Origin of the sequence: Streptomyces olivochromogenes, assembly GCF_001514115.1 — a bacterium.
Lineage (GTDB): Bacteria > Actinomycetota > Actinomycetes > Streptomycetales > Streptomycetaceae > Streptomyces > Streptomyces olivochromogenes.
The window spans coordinates 90,815-105,477 of sequence record NZ_KQ948459.1 but is presented as its reverse complement, the minus strand read 5'-3'; the positions used below and the strand labels follow the sequence as shown (position 1 = coordinate 105,477).

The 14,663-nt window shown below is 71.2% G+C and carries 14 protein-coding genes; 2 read left to right on the top strand and 12 right to left on the bottom strand.

The window, feature by feature from the left end; all coding sequences use genetic code 11:
* Positions 1-156 precede the first annotated feature (156 nt).
* Positions 157-1,332 carry a hypothetical protein gene (locus AQJ27_RS24480; protein ID WP_067372743.1) on the top strand — a complete coding sequence of 392 codons (1,176 nt, stop codon included), beginning with the start codon at positions 157-159 and terminating at the stop codon, positions 1,330-1,332.
* Between the two features lie 79 nt (positions 1,333-1,411).
* Here AQJ27_RS24480 and AQJ27_RS24475 read toward each other — a convergent pair whose 3' ends face one another.
* The 6 genes from AQJ27_RS24475 to AQJ27_RS24455 form a co-directional block, all read right to left on the bottom strand.
* Positions 1,412-2,017, bottom strand: coding sequence for a GOLPH3/VPS74 family protein (locus AQJ27_RS24475; RefSeq protein WP_067372740.1), 606 nt, complete (start codon positions 2,015-2,017; stop codon positions 1,412-1,414).
* 174 nt (positions 2,018-2,191) lie between these two features.
* Positions 2,192-2,365, bottom strand: coding sequence for a CsbD family protein (locus AQJ27_RS52470; protein WP_079065218.1), 174 nt, complete (start codon positions 2,363-2,365; stop codon positions 2,192-2,194).
* A gap of 135 nt (positions 2,366-2,500) precedes the next feature.
* Positions 2,501-3,403: an SGNH/GDSL hydrolase family protein gene (locus AQJ27_RS24470; RefSeq protein WP_067373456.1), complete on the bottom strand. Its 903-nt coding sequence runs from the start codon at positions 3,401-3,403 to the stop codon at positions 2,501-2,503.
* A gap of 185 nt (positions 3,404-3,588) precedes the next feature.
* Positions 3,589-4,323, bottom strand: coding sequence for an SDR family oxidoreductase (locus AQJ27_RS24465; protein ID WP_067372737.1), 735 nt, complete (start codon positions 4,321-4,323; stop codon positions 3,589-3,591).
* Positions 4,324-4,362: 39 nt separating this feature from the next.
* A complete protein-coding gene (locus AQJ27_RS24460; protein WP_067372734.1) occupies positions 4,363-4,752 on the bottom strand; it encodes a 5-carboxymethyl-2-hydroxymuconate Delta-isomerase in 390 nt (129 codons plus the stop codon).
* 50 nt (positions 4,753-4,802) lie between these two features.
* Positions 4,803-6,266, bottom strand: coding sequence for an MFS transporter (locus tag AQJ27_RS24455; protein WP_067372731.1), 1,464 nt, complete (start codon positions 6,264-6,266; stop codon positions 4,803-4,805).
* Between the two features lie 180 nt (positions 6,267-6,446).
* On the opposite strand from AQJ27_RS24455, the gene AQJ27_RS24450 reads away from it, so the two are divergent.
* Positions 6,447-6,872: an ArsR/SmtB family transcription factor gene (locus AQJ27_RS24450; protein ID WP_079065217.1), complete on the top strand. Its 426-nt coding sequence runs from the start codon at positions 6,447-6,449 to the stop codon at positions 6,870-6,872.
* A gap of 5 nt (positions 6,873-6,877) precedes the next feature.
* Here the strand turns inward: AQJ27_RS24450 and AQJ27_RS24445 are convergent, their stop codons facing one another.
* The 6 genes from AQJ27_RS24445 to AQJ27_RS24420 form a co-directional block, all read right to left on the bottom strand.
* Positions 6,878-8,152: a phthiocerol/phthiodiolone dimycocerosyl transferase family protein gene (locus AQJ27_RS24445; RefSeq protein WP_067372728.1), complete on the bottom strand. Its 1,275-nt coding sequence runs from the start codon at positions 8,150-8,152 to the stop codon at positions 6,878-6,880.
* 4 nt (positions 8,153-8,156) lie between these two features.
* Positions 8,157-9,041, bottom strand: a complete 885-nt coding sequence (locus AQJ27_RS24440) for an FAH family protein (protein ID WP_067372725.1) — start codon at positions 9,039-9,041, stop codon at positions 8,157-8,159.
* Between the two features lie 70 nt (positions 9,042-9,111).
* Positions 9,112-10,869 (bottom strand): thiamine pyrophosphate-binding protein, encoded by a 1,758-nt coding sequence (locus AQJ27_RS24435; RefSeq protein WP_067372722.1) that lies wholly within the window; start codon positions 10,867-10,869, stop codon positions 9,112-9,114.
* Positions 10,866-12,068 carry a mandelate racemase/muconate lactonizing enzyme family protein gene (locus tag AQJ27_RS24430; RefSeq protein ID WP_067372719.1) on the bottom strand — a complete coding sequence of 401 codons (1,203 nt, stop codon included), beginning with the start codon at positions 12,066-12,068 and terminating at the stop codon, positions 10,866-10,868. Before AQJ27_RS24430 ends, AQJ27_RS24435 begins: the two co-directional genes overlap by 4 nt.
* Positions 12,061-12,942 (bottom strand): alpha/beta hydrolase, encoded by an 882-nt coding sequence (locus tag AQJ27_RS24425; protein WP_067372716.1) that lies wholly within the window; start codon positions 12,940-12,942, stop codon positions 12,061-12,063. Before AQJ27_RS24425 ends, AQJ27_RS24430 begins: the two co-directional genes overlap by 8 nt.
* 15 nt (positions 12,943-12,957) lie before the next feature.
* Positions 12,958-14,634: a GH3 family acyl-acid amido synthetase gene (locus AQJ27_RS24420; protein ID WP_067372713.1), complete on the bottom strand. Its 1,677-nt coding sequence runs from the start codon at positions 14,632-14,634 to the stop codon at positions 12,958-12,960.
* Between the last annotated feature and the right edge of the window lie 29 nt (positions 14,635-14,663).

Below are 14,663 nucleotides of genomic sequence, written 5' to 3'. Positions count from 1 at the left end.
TGCCTCAAAAGCACACATAAGGCACCGGAATGCACTGGAACGGATCAAAGCTCCGCAATAGGGGATGTACGTGATCCACGCGGGCCTCGCCGCCCGACCGGCCACCTGCGCTGACCATACTGGGAGGCCACTCCGCCTCCCACCGCAAAGTGACTCATGCCCAAGCCCTCCACCGCCCGCGCCACCGTCCCGGAAACCGTCTGGCTGGCCGGCGGGCGCCACGTCGGGCCCGCCCCGCAGGAGATCCTCAGGGAGAACCTGCGGAGGCTGAAGGCCGACGAGACGATCCACGACTACCTGGAGACAGAGAACCCCTCGGACTCCGAGGGACATGTCTTCGAGGCGCGCTGGCTGGTCGACGACGCCGTCACGGTTCGCGCACGCCTCACGACGGACGGACGCGAACACGGCGCCGAGGGAACCCGCTGGACGCTGGTGGCCGAGGCGGAGCGGCCCTGGAACCTCGCGTGGCCCTCTCCCGCGACCATGTTCTGGCCCGCGGGACACGAGGTCCCCTGGGACCACGACCTCGTGGGCGGGCTCCGCCTGCGGGACATCAACCCGCTGCCGCAGGAGGACAAGACACTGCGCCGCCTGCTCAAGGAGGCCGCGCAGCACAGCTGGAGCATCAACGTCGTCATCCACGAGGCGATGACCACGGACGAACGCGGTCGCCTCCCGCTGGCCCGGCTGCTCCCGCCCGGTCTGCGTCACCGCGTCGTGGAACACCGCGCCGCGCCCGAGCAGTTCCAGGCGGTCAACTGGGCGCTGTACGACCTGGGCGTACGGGTACCGCGCGGCGGCGCCGTGATTCTGCCCGGTTCCCCCGCCCGGCCCGGGTACGACGAGCAGGACTGCACCGTACGCAGCGTGTTCCTCGACGGCTCGGAGCCGACGGAGCTCCTGGAGAAGGTCGTACGGTACGCGGCGCTGCCCCGGCCGCTGCCGGAAGCGGCGGAGGACGCCCTCGCCGGCCTCCGGGAGGACTGGAAGCTGCTGACGCTGGAGGAGGCGCGGGCGCTGGTGGCTGTCTACGCCGAGGCACTCGACGCCATGACGAAGTCGCGCGACCAGTACCGCGAGGCGACCGAACTCGCGCATGCGGCGCTGACCGAGCTCCGAGACCTCCGGACGACGGCGTCCGGTGCGCACGAGACGTCCGCCGGCCCGGAGGGCAACCCGCTGCACCAGCTGACGCGGACGTTCCAACGGGTCGCGGGCACCGTACGGGCCCGGCGCGCGGCCCGCGACGACGGCCCGGACCGGGGCACCGACACGGGAACAGCCACCGGCGCCGGCACGCCCGAGAACGGGCCGGGCAAGGGCGAGTGATCGCTACCGGAAACCGGCGCCGGCCCAACGGCCCGAGGCCATCCTCCGAAACCGGCGTGTCGCGGCGCGCCCGCTCGCGTCACGCACCTCGCCAGAGGTTGGCGAACGCCGAGTTCTCGATGGACCGGCGCTGGCGTACCGCCTCCAGTTCCATGACCGCGTCGTTGACGGCGGCCAGCACGGTCGTCACCGCGTCGTCGGTCACGGCCGGTACGTCCGTGCCCTGCTCGGCCGGAATCCCGACGGCCGCCGCGAGGGAGACGAGGACGGGCTCGTCGGCGGCCCAGCGGTGCAGGGCCCGGCGTCGGGCGGGCGAGTCGACCACGACCATCCGGACGGCTCCGAAAGGCAGTCGGCGTTGGCGTTGCCGGGTCAGCTGACCGTCCGCCTCGAGGGCGGCCAGATGGACCGCGGCCAGGCCGCGTCCCCTGCGCCACAGCCAGTCCTCGACCGGCTCGTAGGGCACCTGACGTACGAGTGAGGACGCCGCCTCGGCCAGGAGGCGGTCCTCCGTCGTCGGCTCCGGGGCCGGCACGAGGCGGTCGCCGTCCAGGTGGACGGCGTCAGCGGCGAGGAGGTCGATCACCTCGGCTCCGGCGAGGGCGAGGGACAGGTCGCCCTGCCCCACGGGGCGGTCCGGGTCCACGTCCATGGCGGTGATCAAGAGGTCCCTGGCCGTGGTCATAGATGGCTCCCCCACACAGTCTCCGGAGGGGCAAGCCTACGATCTTCGGCGGGGAAAGCCTACGAACCTCCACCGCTCGGCGCGGGTGTACGCGGAGCGGAGCAGGGGGCCCGTCGCTCCATGCGACGGGCCCGCTGCTCCGCGTGAACCGTCCGCCCCACGAGCGGCCGGGCATCAGCCTCGGAAGATGTCCTTGGTCTTCTCCTTCGCCTGACGCGCGTCACCCTTGGCCTTCTCCATGCGCCCCTCGGCCGTCATCCGCTCGTTGCCCACGGCACGACCCGTGGTCTCCTTGATCTTGCCCTTGGCCTGCTCGGCCTTGGCCTTGGCTTTCTGGTCGCGAGCCATGGAACTCACCTCTCGGTGCTCTCGGCATCAGGTGCTCACTGACCCGTGTGACCCTGAGCAGTTCCTGTAAACATGCCTGGTCCATGGAGTTCGTGGGATCCATGGGATCCATGGAGATCGCGCACCACGTGGGAGCTACAGCCGCCGGAGCACCGCCCCGGCCATGGCCGCCTCGCCCTTGGCGTTGGGGTGAGCGGGGGCGGCGGGTGAAGCGGGCTGCAGCGGCTCGATCCACCGGTCGGCGGGAGCCTTGCACATGTCATGTCCGACGGTGGGTCTGTACGTGTCGACATATTCGGCACGACTGAACAGGGCCACCGTGCGCATCATCAGGTTCAGCCGCTTGCCGACGTCACGCAGGTAGGCGAAGTCCTTGGCGGCGAACGGGACGGACGGATAGCAGCCGCTGCCGTCGTCGGGCAGGAGGTCCGGGTAGCCGACCACGAGCACGCGCGCGTGCGGGGCCCTGTCGTGCACGGCGCGCAGCACCCGCGCGATCTTGGGAGCCGTCTCGATGACCTTCCGCGTCAGCTGGTCGAAACCCGAGGAGTTGTAGTACTGCTGACAGGGGTTGCCCGACGGTTCCTTGGAACTCAAGGCGGCACAGGTGCCGATGATGGAACTGAAGCCGATGTCGTTGCCGCCTATCTGCACGGTCACCAGATCCGTGGAGCGCTCGACGGCGTTCAGCTGGGGTCCGTTGGTTCCCTGCGCCTTCCACATGTGGTCGGTCGTCGCGCCGGCGCAGCTCACGTCCGTGAACGTGCTGGTCGGCCGCCGCGTCGCGACGAGCGAGGGGTAGTTCTGGTCGGAGCGGGCGCAGTTGGCGTCCACCTGACGAGGGATCAGGGGTCCGGAGGTGTACGAGTCGCCGAGCGCCACGTAGTCGGTTCCCCGGTGGGAGTGCGGTCCGCCCGCGACGGCGGGAGACGCGGAGGCGACACCGAGGAGAAGGACACCGCAACCGAGGGCGGCTCCCAGCGCGGAGGTGTGTCGTCGTCTTCGGGTGGCGTCGCCCCGGACCACGTGATGGTTCATCATCTCTCCTCCGTCGACACTGACTCGGCGTTCCTTGCAGGCTCAACATCGCTTGTATACCGGCCGGTAGGTCGCTGGAGAAGAGATCTGTCACATATGCGGGAAACCCCGCCTCCCGAACACCGGAGACGGGGCCTCGCGGCGCACCCGCCGCGGTTCGGCAAGGGGCGTCAGGTCATGTGTCGTCAGGCGATGGTTCCGCCGCCGTCGACGTACACGGTGGTGCCCGTCGCGTAGGCGTTGCCGGTGACGAAGAGCACCGCCTGGGCGACGTCGGCCGCCTCCCCCACGCGCCCCACGGGCAGGCGCTGCGCCGCCGCCTCGTACATCCGCTCGCGGGCGGTGACGTCCATTCCCTCCCAGAGCGGGGTCCGCAGCAGCCCCGGCGAGACGGCGTTGACGCGCAGCGGCGCGTACTCCAGGGCCAGGCCGCGCACGAGGGCCTCGAGGGCCGCGTTGATGGCGCTCTGCAGGGCCGAGGCCCGGCCCGGCCGCTGGGACAGGTAGCCGGCGAGCAGGGTCAGCGACCCGGTGGGCCGGACGCGGACGGACCGGGCGATGCGGTACGCGCCCCAGAACTTGCTGTCCATGGCGGCGTACGCGTCGGCCAGCGGCAGGGCGTCGACCCGCCCCATGGGGGTCTCGCCCGCCGAGACCACGACGTGGTCGAACTCCCCGGCGGTGGCGGCGAACTTCTCCACCTCCTCTTCGGAACAAATGTCCAGGGTCTGCCCGTTCACCGCCCCGCCGCCGGACGCGGTGAGCCCGCCGAGCACCGCGAGGGCCGCGTCGAGCCGCTGCGGGCTGCGCGAGGCGATGACGGTGTCGGCGCCCTGCGTGACGAACTCCCGGGCGGTGGCGAGGCCGACACCGGAGGTGCCGCCGACGACCAGGACGCGCTGGTCTGCGTATGCGCTCATGACTGGTTCTGCTCCTGTACGTGGAGGGGGCGGGGCCGGTCAGGCCGCGGGACGGCCGCTGTGGTCCTCGGACCGGGTCCGGGCGAAGCTCGGGCGGTCCAGCTCGGTGATCTGGACGGAGATGTCGCAGGCCGTCTCGCGCAGGGTCGCCTCGAAGGCGTCGGCGAGCACGGTCAGGGCGGCCTCGCTCACCGCCGTCCTGGCCTGCGGGGACTTGCCGCCGAACGTCCGCACGTCGAGGTTGACGAACGACTGCTCGCGGGTGCCGTCGCCGATGAAGTACTGGTCCATGCGGACGGCACGGCTCTTGAAGTCCTGGATGCGGAAGCCTCCGACGGAGGCCAGTTCGGTGTGCAGCTTCCCGAAGAGGGCGGCCGGGTCTATGCGCTCCCGGACGTTGCCGGAGTATTCGAGCACGAGGTGAGGCATGGAACGGGGACTCCTTGGGGTAGGGCGGCCGTGCGACCGAGTGGCGGCCGTCAGCGCGCGTCGGCGGTCTTCAGAGCGGGCTCGGGCTCGGACCCGGCCTTGGCTGCGGCGGCCGCCGGTGCCGTCGCGGTGGTCGCCTGCCGCCTGGGCAGGCCGATCGCGCTGAGCACCGCGCTGATCGCGAGGGCCACCACGGCGCAGAGCAGGGCCGCGCGCAGGCCGGACAGGAAGTGGTCGGAGGCGGCCTGGCCGACGAGCAGGCCCATCACCGCGACCCCGATGAGGCCGCCCAGCTGACGTGAGGCGTTGAGGACGCCGGAGGCGATACCGGCGTTGGCCGGGTCCACGGAGCCGAGCATGGCGTTGGTCATGGAGGGGACGACCAGGCCGATGCCGAATCCGGCGACGACGAACTGCGCGGTCATCTGCGCGTACGCCCCGGAGTCGACGACGGGGACCGTGGCCAGGTAGCCGATGACGGCGAGGGTGTTGCCGGTGATCAGCACGGTCCGGGCGCCGTAGCGCTTGACCAGCGGACCGCACGACAGGTTCGCGATCATGATGGCGGCCGTCATCGGGAGGAACGCGAGTCCGGCGACGATGGGCGAGTAGTCCCAGACCTGCTGGAAGAAGAGGCTGAAGACGAAGATCAGGCCGTAGAAGGCGAAGTTCAGCAGCACTCCGATGAGGGACGTGGAACTGAACGCCCGTCGGCCGAACAGGTGGAGGGGCAGCATCGGGTCGCCACTGCGGCGCTCCACCGCGAGGAAGCCGACCAGCGCGACCAGGAAGACGGCCAGGCAGGTCAGGACGGTGGGCGAGGCCCAGCCCTGCGCGTTGGCCTCCACGATCGCTCCGGTGAACGCGCCCAGGCCGACGACGGCGAGCAGTTGACCGGGCAGGTCCAGCGAGCGGCGGACCGAGGCGTCGCGCGCGGGGGCGGGCCGGGCGTGGGCCCGCACGAGCACGATGCCGACGGCGGCGATGGGGACGTTGACGTAGAAGATCGAGCGCCAGCCGAGCGAGTCCACCAGCAGGCCGCCCACGACCGGGCCGAGCGCGAGGGCGAGTCCGCCGGCCGCGGCCCAGAGGCTGACGGCGCGGGTGCGTTCCGCCGGGTCGGGGAAGTTGGTGTTCACGATCGACAGCGAGGACGGCACGATCATCGCGGCGCCGACGCCCTGGACCACACGGGCGGTGACGAGGGCGACCAGCGAGGGGGCGGCGCCGCAGGCCAGGGACGTCACGGCGAACAGGGCGAAGCCCGCCATGAAGATCTGCTTGGGGTCGTACCGGTCGCCCATGGCGCCGGCGGTGAGGAGGAAGGCCGCGAAGGTGAGGGTGTAGCCGTTGATCACCCATTCAAGACCGGACAGACTGCCGCCGAAGTCCGCGCCGAGCGCCTTGGTGGCGACGTTCACGACGCTGACGTCCAGGATGACGACCACGAAACCGAGGCAGGCCGCGAACAGCGTCAGTCCCGGCCGGGTCTTGTGGGGTTGGGTCTGAGGCACGGTTTTCCTTCCGTCGTGCCGGAGGGCGGTGGGGGGCCGGAGCCGGGCGGTACGCAGCGGGCTCCGGTAGACTGTTCGTCTACAAGCGAACAGTCCGAGTGTACGCAGATCATCGAACACTCTGCAATCCGTGTACGGCACGCCTCACGGACCAAGCGAGTCGGGACGGAGCAACCAGCCATGACGGCACAGAGCCGAGAGTCGACGGCACGGGGCGGGCGGGCGACCGTGGAGAGCCGACAGGCGACGGCAGCAGCGAGTCACCGGACGCCACCGGTCCACACTCCCCCGGGCGACGTACCCCTGGAGGCGGCGCTGCTCGCCCTCGCCGACCCGGTCCGCCAGACCCTGGTAAGGGAGTTGGCCGGGGCCGCCGACTGGGAAAGGGCGTGCGGCAGCTTCGACGTACCGGTCACCAAGGCCACCCTCAGCCGTCACTTCGCCGTACTGCGCGAGGCCGGCCTCCTGGAGCAGCGCGACGCCGGACCCAAGAGACTCAACCGGCTGCGCCGCACCGAGTTCGACGAGCGCTTCCCCGGCCTCCTCGACCTGGTCCTGCGCACCGAGGACACCGGGGATATCGGGGACACCGGGGTCAAGGCCTGAGCGCCTCATCGGGAAGCCCCCGCCGACAGACCCCGGCGTGCCGCGCCGGGGCGCAGCGCGCGGTCGCGCAGTGCCTTCGCCACGGCGCGCACCGTGTCCGGGTCGGTGCTGGGGGTGCCGAAGGCGAGTGCCGTCGTGAACGCCCCGCCGAGGGTGCCGAGATGGAGGACCATCCCGTAGTTGGCGCCCACGCGGTTGACCACGGTGCGATAGCCGGTGACCCGGGCGGTGTGCGGGCCGAGCGCCGGGTCGACGACACCGACGTTGGTGATGCAGATCCCGGCGGCCGACCGGGCGGTCGCCGTCTCCTCCACCGCCCGCCGGATCACCGCGTGGTCCCTCAGGGGCGGGCGCCACGCGGCGTCCGCCCGCGCCAGCGCCGCGGCGTAGTCACGGGCTTCGTCGGCCGGATCGCCCCGGCCGACCCGCACGGGAACGGTCAGGACGTTGATGAAACAGCCCACGTCCGGCAGTTCGGCGCTCTCCTCGTACCGTCGCCGCAGCGACACGGCGGTGCACAGATTCACCTCCGAACGGCCCGTGGCCTCGGCGTACGACTCGGCCAGTGCGACCGCGAAGAACTGATTGACCGTCACTCCTTGTTCCCTGCACCAGGACTTGAGGGCCAGGCTCTCCTCTCGGGTGAACGCCAGCGGGACGAAGTCCGCGGCCCGCTCCTCCCACGGCCGGTGCGCCGCGAACGGCAGGGGATCGGGCCGCGGCACGGATTCCCGTACCGGGACGTCCGGCCGCGCGGGCGGACGGTACGTCAACGCGTCGCCGTTCGGTGGCAGGGTCCGGACGTCGTGAACGCTCACCCCGTCGGTCGGGGCGAACAGCGCGTCCAGCAGGGCGCGGACCACGGCACCGGTGGAGTGGCCGTCCGAGATCGCGTGGTTGCGGGTGAAGTAGAGGTGCGACGCGCCCGGGTCGCGGACGAGGCGCAGCCGCCACAGTGGACCACCGGTCTCCAGCACGTCGTTGAGCTCCCGGCGCAGTACGTCGTCGGGCGAGTCCGGCGCGCCGAGCGGGCCGTGCCGGATCTGTCCGGGCCGGGGTCCGGGGCCGGTGGTGAACCACAGGCCGTCGGACCGTTCCTCGATGCGCAGCGACAGCAGCGGCAGCTCGGCGGCCCAGCGCTCGGCGCCGCGCCAAAAACGCTCGGGATCGAGGTCGCCGCGCACCGTGACATGGGTGGTGACCTGCGTGGTGCCGTGCATCAGCGCGTGGGTGCGGGCGAACGCCGCCTCGGCGTCGCTGAGTCGGCGCAGCGGGGTCACGGCCTCAGTCCTGTCCGGGGCGGCGCGTCCACACCAGCGGGTGGGACAGCCGCACACCGTGGCTCGCGACGTCGATGGTGACCCGGTCGCCGTCACCGATCCGGAACCCGGCGTGGAAGCTGCTGCGGTCGGCGCCGATGTAGACGTAGTGCACCCGGCCGGGGCGGTGCAGGGCCTCGTAGGAGAAGAGGCGCGACATCATCGTGGGCAGGTCGTAGTGGAGGGCGTCGACACCGGTGGTGAACGGGCCCTTCCAGGCCGGTGCCCCGCCTCGCTCGACGGTGACCTCGCCCGTCACCGTGCGCGGCGGTTCGCCGAGGTGCAGCCAGGAGGCCACCCCGGCGTCGCACAGCTTCGCGTACGACAGGTGCCCGGCGTGCTGTTTGAAGCGGCCTATGTCGGTGACGTCGTTGCCGAAGGTGTAGCCGGCGTAGCGGGGCGTCCCCCGTTCGTCGCCCACGTAGACGAGGACCACCTCGGCCTCCTCGCACACGGCCACGGCGTCGCCGGGTACGGACAGCGCCTCGCCCGGCACCTTCAGGACGTCACCGAGCCCCTTGACGAACCAGTTGGGCTGGTCCGGGACCTCGGCGCCGACCTTCACGTTGTGCGTCATCATGAAGCCGCTGACCAGCGCGTCCCCCACGTGCGCGGGCAGCAGCGGCGGCAGCGGCCGCGCCCGGTGACGGTCCGCGGCCGGTACGTCGACAGCCGCCCGGCCCCGGGTGAGCAGGTCGGCGGTGTCCGCCCCGTCGCCGGCCGCCGCGGTGAGCAGCGCGGCGAGGGTGTCACCGGCCAGGGGATACAGGCGCAGGGGTGCTCCGGCCTCCGGCACGCCCAGTCCGAAGTGCCGCTCGTCGTCGTAGATGCATTCGAAGACCACCGTCATGGTGGGTGCCTCCTGGGAAGTCGCGGGCTGGGAAGGCGGTGGCCCGCCCGGTCCGGGCGGGCCGGTCCGGTCACTCCATGAGGATCTCGACGAGGACGGGCTTGCCGTGCTCCTTGATGTGGGCGACCGCCTCGCGCACGGTCGGCGCGACGGCGTCGACGCGCTCCACCCGCGGCAGGGTGTGGACACCGAACGACCGGGCCAGTGTCACGAAGTCGACGGGCCGGTCGTAGAAGCTGGTGGCGATGTGCGCGCGGTCGATGTCCCGGTCGCGGTTGCCGGCGATGCGCTCGGCGTGCTGGGTGGAGTTCAGGTAGAGGCGGTTGTTCATGACGATCACCAGGAGCGGCACGTCGTAGGCGGCGAGAGTCCACAGCGCGCTGGGCGTGTAGAGGAAGTCGCCGTCGGCCTGGAGGTCGAGGCAGAGCGTGCCGTCGCTCTGGTGGGCGAGCGCCGCGCCGATCGACGCGCCGAGACCGTAGCCGAGGCCGCCGCCGCCGTTGAGGCCGAGATAGCTGCCGGGTCGCTCCAGCGGCCAGAGCTTCTTCACCCAGCCGTCGATGGTGAGGCTGCCGGTGTTGGTGAGGATCCACTCCTCGTCGCGGACCGCACGGTGGATCTCGTCGACGGCCGCGGACACATGGATACGGTCGCGGCCCTTCGCCTCCTCGGCCTGGCGCGCCCAGCCGGCGCGGGCTTCGGTGTGCAGGTCGGCGAGGGCCTTGGCACGCTGTTCGCGGCGCTCGGTGAACTCGGGCGCCGCGAACGGACCGGCCGGGTCCTCGACGACCGTACGCAGCGCGGCCACCGAGTCCGCGGTGTCGGCGGCGACGGCCCGGGTGACCGGCACGAACTGCTGGTAGTCGGCGGCCCATTTGCTGGTGAGCAGCTCGTTGAAGCCGAGGGTGACGATGTCGGCGCCGTTCGCGGGCGCTCCCTGGTCGGTGAGCGTGAGGAAGGAGCCGAGGGCGCCGACCAGGTCCTGCACCTCGAGGGCGAGGACGAGGTCGGCGTCGGACAGGAGGGTGCCCGTGGTGTGGCTGACGTTGAGCTGGTGGGTGTTGGGGAAGTTGAGCCGGTTGCCGCGGTCGACGACGGCCAGGCCCAGTGCGTCGGCGAGCGCGACCAGCTGCGCGACGGTCCCGGGGTCACGGCCCGAGAAGTCGACCACCAGGACCGGGAGTCGGGCGGCGAGCAGTCGCCCGGTCAGGTCGTCGAGGTCGGCGCCGTTCAGCGCGGGCAGCCGGGCTGCCTCGGTGGCCCGCGCGGGGAGCAGCCGTACGCCGTCCTCGAGCGGCTGCTCCTGCACGTCGAAGTCGAGCGCCACGAACACCGGCGCCTGCATCGGCGTGTTCATCAGCTTGAAGGCGCGGTAGAGGGACTCGACGGTGGCCCGCTGGCCGATGGGCTGGTCGCACCACTTCACATAGTCCTTGACGACGGACTCGATGTTCTGCGAGGTGTGGATCCAGTCGATCCACGGGCGACGCTTGCCGGCGTCGACGGGGCCGTTGCCGCCGAGCACGAACAGCGGTACGCGGTCGCACCAGGCGTTGAAGACGGCCATCGAGGCGTGCAGGAGACCGACGTTGGCGTGCACGAACACACCCATGTGCCGGCCGCTCGCTTTGTGGTAGCCGTGCGCCACGGCCACGGCGATCTCCTCGTGGCAGGTCATCACGATCTCGGGGGCGATCTCGGCGTTGTCCGCGTGGACGAGGGAGTCGTGCACGCCGCGGAAGGACGCGCCGGGGTTGAAGGCGACCTTGTCGATGCCCTGCTGGTGCAGGAACTCCACCACCAGGTCGGAGAAGTAGGACGTCGTCATGCGTGTTCCTTCGTACGGGGCGCGGGAGCGGGGACGGGCCGCCAGGACGTGTCGCCCTCGGTGCGGCGGAGCACGGCCCAGGGTTCGGCGTGTTCGTTGAGGTCGAGGCCGAAGCCGGGCCCGGGAGCCGGGGTGATGGTGTTGGCGGTACGGCACACCGCCGGCGGCGGTGAGACGACCGGTTCGGGGAAGAAGCGGTCGGACTGGCCGGCCTCCACGGTGAACGCGTCGCCGTGTGCGAAGGCGAGGGCGCGGCCGGCGTTGATGAGCGGTCCGACCTCGGCGACCTGGACGCCGATCTGGAAGCCGAGGCCGGCGCGCCGGGCCAGCTCGATCAGTCGCGCGGCGGTGACCGGGCCGCCGTTCTTCGCCACGCGGACGTTGAAGGCGTCGCAGGCCCCGGACTCGACGGCGGTGCGGGCGTCGTCGAGGGTGCACACCGACTCGTCGAGCAGGATGCGAACACCGGTGCGGGCCCGCAGCCGGGAGAGTTCCGCCCAGGACCCCTTGGCCAGGGGTTCTTCGACGAGGTCGGCTCCGGCGTCGTGCAGCGCGGCCAGCTGCCCGTGGGCCTCGTCCGGGGTCCAGCTCATGTTGGCGTCGACCATGACGGGGACGGTGTCGCCGAGGCGGGCGCGGATCGCGGTGACGGTGCGGAGGTCGCGGGCGAAGTCGTCGGCCGCCTTGACCTTGACGAAGTGGAAGGGGCCGCGGGTGTCGAGGAACTCCTCGACGTCGAGGCTGAGGTCGAGTACCTGGGAGACGGGCAGCGCGGGGCGGCGTGCGGCGGGTGCCCCTTCGGTGGGCACCAGTTCCGCCCCGCCCAGGCCCAGCCGCCTGCCCAGCAGGTCGAGCAGCGCGGTCTCCAGGAGGCAGAGCAGATTGCCGCCGCCCCGCAGGCCGAAGGTCCCGGCGACTCCCTCGTGGCGCAGCCGGGCGAGGAGCACGGCCGGTTCGGTCGAGCGGACCCGCGCGAAGATCTCGTCCAGCGGCACATGGCGAAGGGCGCCGGTCACGGTCTCGGTGGTCTCCCCGGTGACGTACGCCCTGGGGGCGCACTCCCCGAGGCCGCTCGCTCCGTCGACGTCCAGGCGCAGCAGGAGGCTGTCGGAGGTGGAGCGGCGTTTGGCGGGGTGGTCGAAGGAGACCGCCATCGGCATCTCGACCCGGTACAGGACTGCCTCGGCGGCGTCAGGCATGGCGGTCCAGCCCCTGGAGGAGGGTGAACGTGGACGCCCAGTCGACGAGCCGGGCCCGTACGTCGGTGTAGAAGAGGTAGTGCTTGTCGGTGGCGAACTGGAGCAGGGCCCCGTGGCTCCCGGTCATCCCGAGGAAGGTGCGCCGCGCGTCGTCGAGGTCGATGATCGGGTCGCTGATGCCGGACACGTAGGCCGCCGGGACCGCGGGCAGCGTCCGCTCGGGCCGCATGTACAGCCGCTCCAGGTCGAGCAGCACGCCCCGGGAGCGCCGGGTCAGTTCGCGTACCGCCAGGTCGTCGTGGTCGATGAAGTGCCGGTGGCGCGCCTCGTCCGTGAAGTCCTGGGCCCTGAGCCCGGCGTCCCACGGCTCCTGGCCGGTCTCGGCCGCCAGGGTCCGCAGCTGCTCGTCGTCGAGGGTGGCGTGCAGCTTGCCCAGCCATGCCGAGCAGAAGACGGCCGCGTCGTAGCGGGTGGTGAAGTCCGGGTGGTGCATGAGCGCCGCCATGAAGGAGCCGCCCAGGCAGTGCCCGAAGAGCGACAGGGGCACGCTCTCGCCGACCGTCTCCCGTACGTGCTCCAGCGCGGTCACGTAGTCGCGGATCACCGTGTCCACGTCGGGCAGGTCGTGCCGTGTGCCGCCGCTGATGCCGCTGCCGCGCCGGTCGAGGACGTAGAAGGCGATGTCGTTGTCGGCGAACTGGGGGCCGACCTCCCACAGCCAGCCGGCGTGCGACTGCAGTCCGTGGAAGTAGAAGACGGCGCCCTTCACCTGTCCGCGCGGCCGCCACAGGTGCAGCGCCAGTTCGGCGCCCTCGACGGGGATGCCCACGATCTCGCGGCGGATGTTCTGCGGCGGCCTCTTGGTCTCGATCACGTCCGAACTCCCCTTTCAGCGGCCGGATATGCGGCCGGATACGGCGGCGACGAAGTCGATGTCCTGCTGGAACGGCTTGTACTTGTACTGGGTGGCGTTGCCCGCCTGGCGGCGGCTTTCGATGTAGGCGGTGATGGCGTCGTGGGGCACGGTGACGACCTCCAGCGCGCCGAGCCGCCCGCTGTCCCGCTTGGACGCGTACTCGATGTTGATCTCGTGCAGCGCGCTGTCGACGTCGGCCGACAGGGCCCGGTCCAGTCGCGGTGACGGCTCGGGGGCCTCGGTGACGACGATGTAGTACGGGGGTTCCGCCCACCGCGGTCCGCACATGTAGAGACCGGTGCCGAGGCCGCTGGCCGCGAGTCCCCGCCGGATGGCCTCGGTGACCTGGGACTCGGTGATCTTCTCGCCGGTGAAGGAGTGGAAGATGCCGTCACGGTGGACGAAGTGGACCCACGGGGTGCCGTCCACGATCCGGTCGACGCGGTAGATGTCGCCCGTCCACAGGCGGTAGAGACCGTTGCCCTGCGTCATGATGAGGTGGTAGTCGCGGCCGGGTTCCACCTCGTCGAACAACAGCGTGTGAACCGGCTCGCCGCTGTCGACGAGTTCCCCCAGGGGCACATCGGCGGGTACGAACTCGAAGTACGCCTGTCCCACGGCCAGCGGCTGACTGTGCGGCGAGTCGTCCACCGGGATGGTGGTGACCCCCTCGGTGCCGCAGCTCATGAACGGCAGCTTGTCGACGCCCGGGAAGACCGCGTCCAGCTTGGCCGCGTACAGCCCGGCGGAGGCGGAGAGCCAGCAGGTGTAGAGGGTGAGGGAGGGCCACACGTCCTTGAGGCTGAAGTCCGGCTTGCGCAGGACGTCTTCGAGATGCCGGGCGGCCCGCTCGTCGGGTTCGGTGTACGGCCTGCCCTCCAGCGTTCCCTCGCGCAGGTCGCGCACGAGGTCCGTGCCGTGCGCGGCCAGCAGGTCCCGCAAGGAGATCAGGGTGCTCGGGTTGATCGCCGAGATGTAGTGCAGGTCCCTGCCGACGAGGTGCCGGATGCGGTGGTACATGCGGCCCTCGTGGGCGCTGGGGACGGCCGGGCCGAACCACGGCGACTCGTACCACGGCGGATTCCAGTCACGGCTGTTGATCTGCGGGTGCCGATTGCTGACGGCCTGGTGCCCGATCCCGTGCACGAAGTCGAAGACGTCCTCCCGGACGGTCTGGGTGTCGAGCGTCGCGTACGGGTGGTCGAGCAGTTCCGGGTGGTACTCCAGATACGTGCCCCACATCGCCTTCATGGCGGGGATGCGGTAGGTGAGGAGCCAGTGCAGGGTGTAGGGCACCAGCTTGGGGACTCCGGTGGTCCCGCTGGTCTTGAGCCAGCGCAGCACCGGACTGCAGGTGAGGGTTCCGCCCTTGGTACGGGTCTCGCGCTCGATCTCCGGTACGAAGTCGTCGTAGCGCATGATGGGCAGCACCGAGCGGAAGAGGCCGGGGTCGGCGGCGACGGCGTCGTAGCCCCGCTCCCGCCAGTGGACCGAGCCCGCGCTCATGTCGATGACGTCGGCGAGGACGCGCTGTTGTGCGACGCCGGGTTGCTTCAGATCGGACAGCAAGGCGTCCCGGGCCTGCCGGCACTCGTCCGCGAAGGGAGCGCGGCGGTCGTTCCAGTGTTTCTGCCAGTGCGGTATGTCCACGGCTGCTCCTGAGGATCTGTATCTGGCTC